This window comes from Alteromonas australica (genome assembly GCF_000730385.1).
In the GTDB taxonomy this organism is placed as follows: domain Bacteria; phylum Pseudomonadota; class Gammaproteobacteria; order Enterobacterales; family Alteromonadaceae; genus Alteromonas; species Alteromonas australica.
This window is the reverse complement of record NZ_CP008849.1, coordinates 3,905,805-3,918,500: the sequence shown is the minus strand read 5'-3', so window position 1 is coordinate 3,918,500 and position 12,696 is coordinate 3,905,805. Positions and strand designations below refer to the sequence as shown.

Below are 12,696 nucleotides of genomic sequence, written 5' to 3'. Positions count from 1 at the left end.
CTTAGTACATTATAGATAATAAATAAAAGGCATAGCGACTTCCTCATGATAGACAAAAGCGAAAAGTCAGCGCCGATCAATTTATCAACGGCAGAAATTGCCCGCTTTGATGCTCTAGCAGAAAGTTGGTGGGACCCACACGGTAAGTACAAAACGGCTTTAGACTTTAATCGAGCAAGATTAGAGGTTATTGAGCAGCAAATACGTCAACACTTTAACCGACAACATGTAGACGCACCTTTCGACAACCTTTCTATCGTTGATATTGGTTGTGGTGGCGGCTTAATCAGTGAACCTTTAGCACACAAAGGGGCATTGGTGACAGGGGTAGATGCCAGTGCTACCAGTATTGAAGTCGCAAAACGTCACGCCAAAGCCAACCAGATACACGTAGACTACCGCCATCAACTGGCTTCGGAGCTTGCTAGCGACGGTGCGCAGTTTGACGTGGTTATCAATGCTGAGGTGGTTGAACACGTACCCAATCAACAACAATTAATAAAAGAATGCGCGCAACTGGTTAAGCCTGGCGGTTTACTGATTCTGGCTACCCTTAATCGCACTGTGAAGAGCTTTGTCATTGCGATAGTAGGGGCGGAATATGTGATGCGTTACTTACCTGTAGGCACGCATGACTGGCGAAAGTTTGCTAAACCTAGCGAGCTTGACGCATGGTCTGGGGAACATCTCACGCTAAAGTACCAAACGGGAATGGCACTGAATCCGTTTACCGGTAAATGGAAGCTAAGTGCTAGCATGGCAGTCAATTACCTTCTTTGCTTTGAACGTACCCTAGCTGGATGAGGTTATGAGAAGCGCCATACCCTGTTAAGTCATACCTGATAATATTCAATTGCTGAATAGTTCACCCCCTTTCATCGTTATTTGTATCTGTTAAATCTGGCCAGTATGCTAAGCATGTTAATAAAATGTTAGGTATACTTATGAAAATCTATGAAACCCGCACCGCCCCGAACCCTCGCCGGGTACGCATGTTTTTAGCAGAAAAAGGCATTGACGTAGATTACGTTCAGGTCGACATTCAAAAGGGCGAGAATTTAAGCCCCGAAATGCGAGCTAAAAACCCTTTAGGGAAAATTCCCATTTTAGAGCTAGATGACGGCACCTGTATCGCTGAAACCGATGCTATTTGTACGTACTTTGAAGCGCTGCAACCCGAGCCTCCATTAATGGGTAAAACGCCCGTTGAAAAGGGCATCATTTCCATGTGGCAGCGCCAGGTTGAGTTAGCCTTTATGATGCAAGTCGGCATGTGTTTCCAACATACCACTGGGTATTTCAAAGACAGAATGGTGCCGGTACCAGAGTATGGCGAACAGGCTGGAATAAACGCCGCCAAGTACCTGTCTATCTTAGAACGCCGGTTGGCCAACAATGCGTATATTGCGGGTGATCACTTTTCAATAGCTGATATTACGGCAGTGTGTGCCATCGATTTTGCTCGTGTTGTTAAAATTCGAATAAGGGAAGATCACACGCATTTACAGCGTTGGTATGACGCCATAACCCACCGAGCGAGCGCAAAAGCCTAATGATAGAACTTTATACAGCTGCAACGCCGAATGGCTGGAAAGCCTCTGTCGCCCTTGAAGAAATGGAAATTGACTATCAGGTGCATGGGGTTAATTTAATGAAAGGGGAGCAGAAGCAGCCTGACTTTCTAGCCATGAACCCGAATGGTCGTATCCCCGTGATTATTGATAAAGCGAATGATGACTTTGTCGTTTTTGAGTCTGGTGCCATTATGATTTACCTGGCAGAGCGTAGTGGAAAGTTTCTACCTAAGGATGCCAAAAAGCGAAGCCAAGTTTTACAGTGGTTAATGTTCCAGATGGGCGGCGTTGGCCCCATGATGGGTCAGGCAAACGTGTTTCATCGCTATTTAGACGAGAAAATTCCTGTTGCTATCCACCGTTACCAAAATGAAGTTAGGCGCCTGTTTACCGTCTTGGACGGACATTTGAGCCACAACGAATACCTAGTAAACGATTACAGTATTGCTGATATGGCCAACTGGTGTTGGGTGCGCACTTATGAATGGTCGGGGGTAAGCATAGAGGGGTTAGCGAATTTACAGCGCTGGAAAAACAGTATTGAAGATAGGCCCGCTGCGCGCCGAGGAGTCGCAGTACCCAATAAAATAGATAAGGAAGACCTATTAAAAGGGGCTAAAAGCGTGGTAACCCGTTAAAAAGTGAGATTGGTCTTTAGTATAAAAAACAGTTATTGATACTTGAGACTTGCCAATACAGCAATTATGGTAATAAAAACAATAAGTATTTCTAAAAAGGATTTTAAATGAAAGTTGTCTATAGTTGCTTGGTGATACTGTGTTTCTTATTTTTAAGTATTAAACCGGCTCTCTCTTCTTTGCCCCTTGACGATTTTGTTAAGCACGGCGACTACCTTGACCTCAAGTTATCACCCGACGGCAAACACCTAGCCGCCCGTGTTAGGGCAGACAACCGTGTATTCATGGTTATTCTCGAAACAAACTCCATGAAACCGGTGGGCGGACTAAAACCGGATAAAAGGGACATTATCCACTCCGTTAATTGGGTCAGTAATGAAAGGGTGGTGTTTGAATATGCCGAAAAGACCCATAATTTTGACCAGCCAATTCCCACCGGTGAGCTATACGCAGCCAATATTGATAACAGCCATAGGTTGATGATCTATGGCTATAGAGCCGGTGATGCAAAAGTTGGAAGCCGCATATCAAACAGAGAAGACAATTTCGCTACTCAGGAAATATTGAGTTACCTAGAACACGACAAAAAGCACATTCTTATTATTGAATACCCTTGGTCGAAAGAGAGGAATACCTATTACGATGCAAGAAAACGTGAGCCTATTATTAGTAAGCTTAATGTTTTCAACGGTAAGAAGCGAAAAGTTGAAGTGTTACCTCACCCCGGGGCGGTGGCTTTTGCAAACCGTAAGGGTGAGGTTAAATTCATGAGCTGGCGCACGAAAGAGGGAGATTACTTTAGCGCGTATCGACAAAATAGCGATGCGCCTTGGCAAGATTTAGGCACAGCATTAGGTATTTCAGACTCGCTGTCGCCGGTAAAATTAAGTAAAAATGGTCAGCAGCTCATACTACTGGGCCGCCCGCCAGAAACCGGCATTTTGACCTATTATCAATACGATTTTGGTTCTGCCACGTTAACCACGCTTTTTACTGGCCATAAAACAGACATAGAATCTTACACGTCAAATGAAGCGGGTGTACCCGCAGTTGCATTGACATTCCCTGGGGCGTCAGAGTATGTCTATAGTAGTGTGGAATCTCGCACTGTGGACATTCATAAGATGCTAGCCGAAGCTTTTGCGGGCCAGACAGCCATGATTTCCAGCAGAAGTGCAGATGGTTCTAAACTACTGGTTCACGTTAGCAGTGATATCAACCCAGGCGAATACTATCTTTTCCAACGAGATACCCTAAAAGCAAAATTTTTGTGGGCTAATGCGTCTTGGATTGACCCTCGTACGTTAAGCAAAATGATGCCTGTTCAGTTCAATACTGACGATGACGTTACCCTGAATGGGTACCTGACGTTGCCGAAACACACCACAGCGAAAAAGCCCCCCCTTGTGGTCATGATCCACGGTGGGCCACACCAGCCTGGAACCCGAGATTATTGGGAGTACAACCCTGAAGTTCAACTCATGGCCAACGAAGGGTATGCGGTATTGCAAGTTAACTATAGAGGCAGCTATGGTTACGGCGACGAGTTTCGAAAGAAAGGCTATAGAGAGTGGGGAGGTAAAATGATTGATGATATTACCTTCGCAGCCAATTGGGCGATAGACAAAGGCTATGTAGATGGCAATAGTGTCTGTGTATACGGCGCCAGTTACGGTGGGTACGCGGCCTTAATGTCGGCGGTAAAAGCGCCTGACTTGTACAAATGCGCGATTGGGTACGTGGGTATTTACGACCTTAACTTCATGTTTACTGAAAGTGATATTCCCAACAGCTGGGGCGGGAAAGAGTATTTACAACGTGTACTTGGGAACGATCCTCAGCAGCTTCGTGCGTTCTCGCCTCTTTATCATGTGGATAAAATTAAAGCGAACGTCATGCTTATTCATGGCTCAAAAGATACTCGCGTGCCTGAAGTGAACTCTGAAGCTTTATACAACGCGCTTAAAAAACAAGGTAAAACCCCTTTGTACTTGAAGTACAAGCAAGCGGGCCACGGCGTATATGATGAACAAAACAGAAAAGAATTGTATCAAGGGCTGCTAAATTTTCTTGCGCGTAATATTAAAGGCGCCTAGTTTTAGAGAAAACCCGTTAACGAGTTAAAGGAAGTGGTGAATCACTTCCTTTCTTTATGGCTTAATGGGTGTGAAATTTAGTAGTAGTTAGCAATTAAAGGCAAATTAGCGCTGCCGATAGACTGGGCTTTACTGCCAACTTCGCCCGCTTTTACGCGCCCGAAATTAACGCCTCGATGGTCTACATTAGCAAGTGCCGTTTTTGTTTTCTCTACCAGCTGCTGCTTTATTTTTAGTGGCATAGCCCCTTCAATAATAACGCCGTCAAGATCAAGCAAGGTAAAGGCACAGTGTGCAGCGTGAGCTAACCCCAATGAAGCTTGCTGTATCCAATTATCCAATACTTCACCATAAGCAGGCCAATGTTCAGTGTCATCGTAAATGCGAAGGCCGTTTTCACCTTTATGGGTCAGTGCCTTTTCTAGTAGGTACAAAGATGACTGCGTAATAAGCTGGCTGGATTCTGCGCCATGTGTGCTGTGCGGCGCAAGGAAGGGTAACGAACCTATTGCCCCTGCGTTACCCGATTTACCGGTAAATAAATTACCGTTAATGACCAAGCCGCCACCTAAAAATGTACCCACAAACATATACATATAGTTATTAAGACGTTGGCTATTACCAAAGGCCATTTCTGCGCCACATGCGGCGGTGGCGTCGTTACTGACAAATACCGGTAAATGCAGTTGGTTTTCAAGCTCTTGCTTAATATCAACGGTACGCCAGGCGTTCAACGCTTCAACTGATGCACCAGCTTCTTCAGCCCAACTCCATATTTCAAAGGGCATGGCAACACCCAAGCCTCGAATGCGTGATACACCTTCTTCATTCAGTTGTTGTGCTAAAAGTGCAAAAGCACGCTGTGAAAAGGTAAGTAAAGAGTCTACCGTGGGGTAAGCGATATTTTCATGAAGTGTGGCACGAACGTGACCAGAAAGGTCTAGCAACAGCATGTCATAACTGCGGCGACCAATTTTAAGCCCGACGCTAAATGCACCTTGTGCATTTAGGCCAAAGGGAATTTTGGGTTGGCCTACCCCTCCACGAATCGCGGGCAACCGACACACTAGCCCATCCGCCTCAAGTTTATTAATAATCACTGTCGCTGATTGCGCGGACAGGCCCGTACGCTTGGCTATCTCAGCTTTAGGTAAGGCACGTTCTTGCCTTATAAGCCGTAACATGTCGCGTTCGTTTTGAGTACGAGGGTCGAGAAGGGTTGGAGCTTCTGCAGTCGTCATGTGAGTTGATCATTCCTTCGCGCGGTGTATAACATCATTTATATCATATTTGCTGATTTATTTTGCCTCCCTGCCGTAATAAAAAGATTCATGTCATGTCTAAACTGCCTCGTTATGATTTGTGAAATGAAGTCGTTCACCTAGGTATTTGCACTGTGGTTTTTAGATTACTGTCATAAATATCAACCTACTCTAAAAATTCCCTAGATTCAAAAACATAAAAATGACGACGGTGAGTTTAAAAAACAAACAACGAAATAAATAAATCAACATGGTTGATTTATTTGTCGCGTTGGTGAATACTGTCGCGAATTTGATTAACGAATCATTAACGCATTGGCACTTAATATGAGCAAAGCATGACATACTGCGCTAGGCTCTCAGGTGCGAAAGTGAGCAATGTACTCCAGCAATACCTTCGCTCAAACAACAAATGTTAATGACTAACTACTTGAAATGCTCTGAGGTGGAAAATGAAAGTTTTATGTTTAGGCGAAGTATTAATCGATATGTTGAGCCAAGGCGCCGCGCCCAAAGAGGGCAATATTCCCGCAATGAAGCCATTCCAGCCTTATGCTGGTGGCGCTCCTGCTAATGTGGCCGTTGGGGTTGCTCAGTTAGGCGGAGAAAGTGCCATGGTGTCGAAAGTGGGTAACGACACTTTCGGCGCATTTTTAACGGAAATGTTAAACCACTATAACGTGAACACCGACCATGTATGGCGTTGTGACAAAGGCAATACAGCTCTTGCGTTCGTCAACCTAGACGCAGATGGTGAGCGCTCTTTTGATTTTTATGTCGACAATGCCGCGCATAAACATATTAACGAAGACGACCTGGCTACAGTAAACTGTGATGAAAGCAGCATATTGCATTTTTGTTCAGGATCTATCGCAGGGCCAGAGCTTATTCCAGGTACAGAATATATTTTAGAGAAAGCTAAGCAAGCCAATATGATGGTGTGTTTAGATATCAATTACCGCCCGGCTTTCTGGGATGATACAGCGAACGCGCCGGGTCGTATTGACGAAGTCGCTAAGAAAGTGACCGTGCTGAAGGCGAGTAAAGAAGAGCTGGCTGAATTGTACGGCGAAGAAAATGCCAAAGAAAAAGTCCAGCAATGGTTAGACAGTGGCGTGAAAGTGGTATTGGTTACCGACGGTGGCGAGCCTATTCAATACATCACGCGGGAATTTAGCGGTACGTTAGCGTCACCTAAAATGGATGTAAAAGATACCACAGCAGCTGGAGATTCCTTCATCGGAGGTTTCCTCTATTACCTCACTACGCAAGTGGCCAACACCACAGAATTTAATGCTTGGGTAGAAAGTTTTGAGAATGTGAGTGCTGCAACAGAATTTGCTATTCGCTGTGGCGCGTTCACCGTGACGCAGTATGGCGCATTCAGTGCGTTGCCTACACAAACTGATATTGCACAATAGTTCTGACATATATTGGTGCTACTTATTGCCAGGTTACAGGCAATAAGTAGCCTGCGCTTTTAGGTTTCAATGAGCGACTTAACGCTTGCAAGGGTATCGGCTTGTTCGGCCGGTTTATCCCATCTAATTCTGTGGATCCTAGGAAACCGCATAGCAACCCCCGACTTGTGTCTACTTGATGGGTGCACGGCGTCGAAGGCCACTTCAACCACCAAGCTTTTTTTCACTTCCCTTACTGGGCCAAAGCGGCCAATGGCGTTGCGCCTAACCCAATTGTCTAGCTTTTTTAACTCCTCATCGGTAAAGCCAGAATAGGCTTTCCCTATGGGTAATAACCGCTCACCTTGCCATGCTCCGAAGGTAAAGTCGGAGTAAAAGCTAGAGCGCTTTCCATGCCCACGTTGTGCATACATAATCACCGCATCTACAGTGAGCGCATCTCGCTTCCACTTATACCACTGTCCTTTAGGTCGCCCCGGTACATAAGTGCTATCTAAACGCTTCAGCATTAAACCTTCTATTGCACGATTTTCACACACGCTTTGATGTAAATCACGCAGGTCATTGACTGAATCGGCCTGCAGTAAGGGTGATAAATGAAGGCGTTCAGGTGCCCCCTTGGACAGGTATTTTTCAAGTTGCTGCCGACGCTGTACTAAAGGAAGGTGAGTCATATCTTTACCGTCTAATACAAGGGTGTCATATACCATAAGGGCAGCGGGCAAGGAGGATAGTAGAGTTTGAGAAGGGCGCTTTTTGTTCAAGCGTTGCTGTAACGCATTGAAGGTGTCTACCGTGTCGCCATGCATGACGAGCAGCTCACCATCTAATACCATATGACCCGATACCGCGCCTAGCAAGTCAGGAAAACTCTGGCTAATATCATCCCCCGTTCTTGAATAAAGTGCCTTTTCAGGGTCGGCGGCACCAGTTTGGCAAGAAAGTTGTACCCGTATACCATCAAACTTGTTTTCTATTTGCCAATCCTTGGGGGTGAACGTATCAATCTCTTTGTCTTCTATGGGGTGGGATAGCATCACGGGGTGAAAGGTCACGTGGCCAGAAATATCTGGTTTTGGCGCCTTGTTGTCTAACCATTCAAGCAGTTCTGTATAAGGTGGCTTTACGCCATGCCACAAGGTTTCAATGTCCTTGATATCTTTATTTCCATAGTCTGCCAATATGTGTTTAATGGAACGGGCAGATACTCCTATTCTAAGCCCTCTAGTGCCCAGCTTAAGTAGTGCCCAGCGTTGCGCGGGTGTCATTTTAGAAAGGTATTGAGCTAAGGTAGTTGATACGTTTTTTCGGCTGACATGTTGAAAGGTTTCTACGGTTTCACTAAGTGAAGGCAAAGGGCTAACGGGCGTGTAGTGAGGCCATAAATGCGCCACAGTTTCACTGACTTCGCCTACATAATCATAACTCATCGCAAAAAGGGCCGGGTCCACGTTTTCGCTAATCAGTTTCTTTATTGTATTTCGCTTAAAAAAGTCGAACTTCAATGTTCCGGCCATGGCTGCAATTGCCCACCCCCTATCCGGATCGGGCGTGGCGGCTAAATAGGCTTTAATAAGCTCCGCTTTCGCATTATTACTCGATGTAAAATACACTTGTTCTAGTAATTCACTGAACGCTTTCACTCATGATGCCCCTTGTTCATCTTCGTCGTAGCCCACTAATGATAAAGCCCTTGCTTTGTAACCCATTTTTTCAGCTTGATACATGAGCGCATCTTCCCTTCCATGAGTAACCCAGACCTCTTTAGGGTTAACTTCTGTGATGGTCTGTAACAGTTCTGGCCAATCGCAATGGTCGGAAATAATTAAAGGTAACTCTGCATTCCGTTGCTTCGCTCGCGCCCGTATCTGCATCCAGCCTGAGGCCATGACGGGGCGAACTTGGGGCAAACTTCGAGACCAGCGGTCGGCCAGGGCTGATGGTGGCGCAAGCACTATTTCTCCCGCCAGAGAAGCTTTGTCGTTCACTTCGCTGACCGGTACAAGCTCGCCTAATGCGATCCCCATTTCTTGATACAGAAGGCACAACTTAATTTGAGCGCCATGAAGGTAAATGGGTTTCGTGTATCCCGCATTTCTTAGCGCCAAAATCACTCGCTGACATTTGCCTAATGCATAGGCACCCACAAGGTGACATCTGTTAGGGAACACAGTAAGAGAGTGAAGCAATTTAGCAATTTCAACGTCAATGGGAGGGTGAGTAAAAACCGGTAAACCAAAGGTGGCTTCCGTAATGAGAATGTCGCATGGGATAACCTTAAATGGCGGACAAGTAGGATCATGTCTGCGTTTGTAATCTCCAGATACCACAAGTCGATAGCCCCCATATTCAATCAGTATCTGACACGAGCCTAAAATATGCCCTGCGGGGAAAAAGGTAACGGCCACTTCACCAAAATGATAGGTCACCTCCATATCAACCACATGCTGCTCTTTGGCCATGTCGTCACCATAACGAGTACGCATAATCGCGAGGGTTTCGCGACTAGCGAATACCTGCTTATGACCAGCCCTCGCATGGTCTGCGTGTCCATGGGTTATCAAGGCTGTGCTCACGTTTTGCATGGGGTCGATATAAAAACCACCGGGTATGCAAAACAAGCCAATCTCATCTGGCTTCATCCACTTTGACGGGTGCACCATGACTCCTACATTAAGGGTGTTTTAACAACGTTGAAAATGGGTACGTTGGTAGGTTGCAATTGGTTGAATATAAAACAAAATAAACCTATGAGAATGAGCAACGTATAGATTTTACTCTGATGTAAGACATCCAACGAGCGTTTATGACAGCTAAGCGGCCAACAATTCCTGACGTTTTTACACATTGGTTTTCGAGTAAGGCATGGCGTTTGCGACCTTATCAAAAGCAAATGTTAGTGAATAAAGATAAGTACAAGGTGACGTTACTAATAGCGCCTACGGGCGCTGGGAAAACCCTATCGGGATTTTTACCTAGCTTAGTCGAGCTAACTGAAAATCAGCATAAGGGCCTACATACACTTTATATCTCGCCGCTAAAAGCACTGACTCAAGATATTCACAGAAACTTGCTGCAGCCCATTGAAGAAATGGCATTGCCGATTACTGCCGAAACCCGTACCGGAGATACCCCCTCTCATAAACGGCAAAGGCAGCGACGAAAGCCGCCGCACATTTTGCTCACTACCCCAGAGTCTCTTATGCTGATGCTAAGTTATGCGGACGCAGACACCTTATTTGGCAAGCTTAAGCGGGTGATCATCGATGAAGCGCACAGCTTAAATACGAACAAACGGGGCGACTTTTTATCGCTAGCCTTAGCGCGGCTAAATACGTTGTCGCCCGACCTTCAACGGATAGGGTTATCAGCCACCGTGGCTTACCCCCAAACGTTAGGTGCTTGGTTGGCCGGTAGTGAAAATACGGCTCACGTTATAAAAGTGAAAGCGGGTAAAAAGCCAAAGATAAAAATAGTGAAATCCAAGGCTAGGATACCGTTTGGCGGATTTATGGCGCGCTATGCTATTGACGATATTTACCACGCTATCGCTCAAGCACGCACTGCTTTAGTGTTTGTCAATACGCGAGCACAAGCTGAGATGCTATTCCAACATTTATGGGAAGCCAATACACAGGCGCTGCCCATTGCGCTTTACCATGGCTCTTTGAGTAAAGAGCAAAGGCGAAAAACGGAATCCTTGATGGCTACTGGTGAACTACGAGCTGTAGTGTGTACGTCAGCACTTGAGCTTGGGATCGACTGGGGGGATGTGGATAAAGTCATTCAAGTTGGCGCGCCTAAAGGGGTAAGCCGTTTACTCCAGCGAATAGGCCGAGCCAACCATAGATTGGATGAACCGAGTGATGCGCTTCTTGTGCCAGCAAATAGGTTTGAGGCGCTAGAGTGCCAGGCGGCGATTACCGCGATAAAAAAAGGGCAGCTAGATGGTGAGTCTCCCCAACCCGGGGCGATGGATATTATCCCTCAGTTCATACTGAATTGTTTGTGTAGTTACCCTAGTACACCTGAAGCGCTGTATAAAGAAATACTAAACGCTACGCCCTATCAAGGGTTGGACAAAGACGACTTTAACAAATTGTGGCAATTCACCCTTGATGGCGGTAGCGCCTTAAATGCCTATGAACGATACCAACGGCTGACTAAAAATAACGATGGCACCTATTCGCCCGCGAACAAGCGAGTGATTCAGCGGCACCGGCAAAATATAGGTACCATAGTCGAAGCAGGAAGATTAAAAGTAAAGCGCATTCGGCGGGGCAATCAAGGTAAAGTTATCGGCGAAGTTGAAGAGTATTTCGCGCAACAGTTAGTGCCAGGAGATACCTTTTACTTTGCGGGGCAAGTACTTAAATTTGAGGCTATCCGCGACATGCAATTACATGCAAAACCGGCGAAGGCGAAAGAAGCAAAAATACCGAGTTATGCCGGAGGGCAAATGCCCTTATCTACGTTCTTAGCCGACGGCGTAAGGGATATTCTTGCTAACCCTTCCATGTGGCGTAATTTACCAGCACAAGTGAAAGAGTGGTTAGGCTTGCAACAAGCTTTCTCAACCTTACCGTCTCCAGGGCAACTGTTGGTTGAGCAATTTCCATTTAGACAAACCCATTACACGCTTTTTTATACCTTTGACGGCAGAAAGGCCAACCAAACCTTAGGCATGTTAATTACTCGGCGTATGGAAAAGATGAGCATTAAGCCGCTGAGTTTTAGTGTGACAGACTATGGGCTGTCGATTAGCGCGGTAAATCGTATTAGTGAGGCGCAGCTTACCACCTTATTTCAACCGGATATTCTGGGCGATGAGTTAGAAGACTGGATGTTACAGGCGCCAATGCTGAAGCGTTCATTCAGGCAGGTGGCTGTGGTGAGTGGATTAACGGAGCAGCGCTACCATGCGGCGCAAAAAACCATGAAGCAAGTCACTTTCTCAACCGATTTAATTTACGATACGCTGAGAGAGCACGACCCCGACCATATCTTATTAACCGTAGCCCGAGCAGATGCTGAGCGTGAGCTGCTGGACATAAAGCGCTTAGCGAATTTGCTTATTCGGTATGTAGGCAAAACCACATTGGTCAACCTTGAAAAGGTGTCTCCTATGGCCATTCCTATTGTTTTAGATGTAAGAAGTGAGCAAATAAAGGGGGCTGGCGCCCACGCCATGCTAGAACAAGCTAACTTGTATGCCGAAGCGGAAAGTATGCTGGATGAAGTACGGGCGCTTTTGTCATAAAAGCTAACAGCGGTGGAGCAGGGACAAGTCTGACACACGCCTAGGTATTTGAGAGAAGACCAAACTCATTACTTTGAAATACTCACTATTATTGCTAAAGCATTCGTAAGTTTGAATATTGATAGATAGATTATACGCCTACCCCACACGCAACTGCCGATGTACCCAGCGGTAAAGCGGATGCTTTCTTAGATTACATTGAAAAGGAACTTATTCCCTTTGTCGGAGATGTCGCTGATATTTTTTACAAAGCAAATCAGAAGAATGTAAGAATTATGGAGCGTTGGTGGATTTTTGAAAATAAAGCGAATGTAGACAAAGCGACCCAACAGGCACTTGAACAATGGAAGTCGCAAAGCAATGGAGCCTAATATTCGCAATGTTGAGTTAATAATTTGGTCAGCTCTCGTAAAGTTTGCGTAAAGAGTAGAACGCAATTGTGTAT

Annotated in this window: 9 protein-coding genes and 1 pseudogene; 7 read left to right on the top strand and 3 right to left on the bottom strand. The window is 45.7% G+C overall.

Features of this window, described 5'->3' with window-relative positions:
* The first annotated feature begins 45 nt into the window (after window positions 1–45).
* From ubiG to EP13_RS17035, 4 genes are all read left to right on the top strand, one after another.
* Complete coding sequence (gene ubiG / locus EP13_RS17050) at window positions 46–804, top strand: bifunctional 2-polyprenyl-6-hydroxyphenol methylase/3-demethylubiquinol 3-O-methyltransferase UbiG (protein WP_044058329.1); 759 nt, start codon at window positions 46–48, stop codon at window positions 802–804.
* Between the two features lie 140 nt (window positions 805–944).
* The gene (locus EP13_RS17045) at window positions 945–1,553 is read left to right on the top strand and encodes a glutathione S-transferase family protein (protein ID WP_044058328.1); all 609 of its coding nucleotides are present in this window, start codon (window positions 945–947) and stop codon (window positions 1,551–1,553) included.
* Window positions 1,553–2,212, top strand: a complete 660-nt coding sequence (locus EP13_RS17040; RefSeq protein ID WP_044058327.1) for a glutathione S-transferase family protein — start codon at window positions 1,553–1,555, stop codon at window positions 2,210–2,212. Before EP13_RS17045 ends, EP13_RS17040 begins: the two co-directional genes overlap by 1 nt.
* Window positions 2,213–2,319: 107 nt before the next feature.
* Window positions 2,320–4,308 (top strand): alpha/beta hydrolase family protein, encoded by a 1,989-nt coding sequence (locus EP13_RS17035; RefSeq protein WP_081869530.1) that lies wholly within the window; start codon window positions 2,320–2,322, stop codon window positions 4,306–4,308.
* Window positions 4,309–4,385: 77 nt separating this feature from the next.
* Here EP13_RS17035 and EP13_RS17030 read toward each other — a convergent pair whose 3' ends face one another.
* The gene (locus EP13_RS17030) at window positions 4,386–5,549 is read right to left on the bottom strand and encodes an ROK family transcriptional regulator (RefSeq protein ID WP_044058326.1); all 1,164 of its coding nucleotides are present in this window, start codon (window positions 5,547–5,549) and stop codon (window positions 4,386–4,388) included.
* 473 nt (window positions 5,550–6,022) lie between these two features.
* Here EP13_RS17030 and EP13_RS17025 point away from each other — a divergent pair, with 473 nt between their 5' ends.
* Window positions 6,023–6,991, top strand: coding sequence for a carbohydrate kinase family protein (locus tag EP13_RS17025; RefSeq protein ID WP_044058325.1), 969 nt, complete (start codon window positions 6,023–6,025; stop codon window positions 6,989–6,991).
* A gap of 59 nt (window positions 6,992–7,050) precedes the next feature.
* On the opposite strand, the gene EP13_RS17020 is transcribed toward EP13_RS17025, so the two are convergent.
* Both EP13_RS17020 and EP13_RS17015 read right to left on the bottom strand, forming a co-directional pair.
* Window positions 7,051–8,634 carry a cisplatin damage response ATP-dependent DNA ligase gene (locus tag EP13_RS17020; RefSeq protein WP_044058324.1) on the bottom strand — a complete coding sequence of 528 codons (1,584 nt, stop codon included), beginning with the start codon at window positions 8,632–8,634 and terminating at the stop codon, window positions 7,051–7,053.
* Window positions 8,635–9,651 (bottom strand): ligase-associated DNA damage response exonuclease, encoded by a 1,017-nt coding sequence (locus EP13_RS17015; protein WP_044059098.1) that lies wholly within the window; start codon window positions 9,649–9,651, stop codon window positions 8,635–8,637. It abuts the gene before it with no gap.
* Between the two features lie 146 nt (window positions 9,652–9,797).
* Between EP13_RS17015 and EP13_RS17010 the strand changes: the two genes are divergently transcribed.
* Both EP13_RS17010 and EP13_RS19395 read left to right on the top strand, forming a co-directional pair.
* The gene (locus tag EP13_RS17010; RefSeq protein ID WP_044058323.1) at window positions 9,798–12,251 is read left to right on the top strand and encodes a ligase-associated DNA damage response DEXH box helicase; all 2,454 of its coding nucleotides are present in this window, start codon (window positions 9,798–9,800) and stop codon (window positions 12,249–12,251) included.
* Between the two features lie 125 nt (window positions 12,252–12,376).
* Window positions 12,377–12,526, top strand: a pseudogene (locus EP13_RS19395) (DUF4112 domain-containing protein); the annotation flags it as partial.
* Window positions 12,527–12,696: the final 170 nt, after the last annotated feature.

Coding starts and splice junctions, on each gene's coding strand:
- EP13_RS17045 (WP_044058328.1), top strand. CDS start 945: ATGAAAATCTATGAAACCCGCACCGCCCCGAACCCTCGCCGGGTACGC.
- EP13_RS17040 (WP_044058327.1), top strand. CDS start 1,553: ATGATAGAACTTTATACAGCTGCAACGCCGAATGGCTGGAAAGCCTCT.
- EP13_RS17010 (WP_044058323.1), top strand. CDS start 9,798: ATGACAGCTAAGCGGCCAACAATTCCTGACGTTTTTACACATTGGTTT.
- EP13_RS17025 (WP_044058325.1), top strand. CDS start 6,023: ATGAAAGTTTTATGTTTAGGCGAAGTATTAATCGATATGTTGAGCCAA.
- ubiG (WP_044058329.1), top strand. CDS start 46: ATGATAGACAAAAGCGAAAAGTCAGCGCCGATCAATTTATCAACGGCA.
- EP13_RS17035 (WP_081869530.1), top strand. CDS start 2,320: ATGAAAGTTGTCTATAGTTGCTTGGTGATACTGTGTTTCTTATTTTTA.
- EP13_RS17030 (WP_044058326.1), bottom strand. CDS start 5,549: ATGACGACTGCAGAAGCTCCAACCCTTCTCGACCCTCGTACTCAAAAC.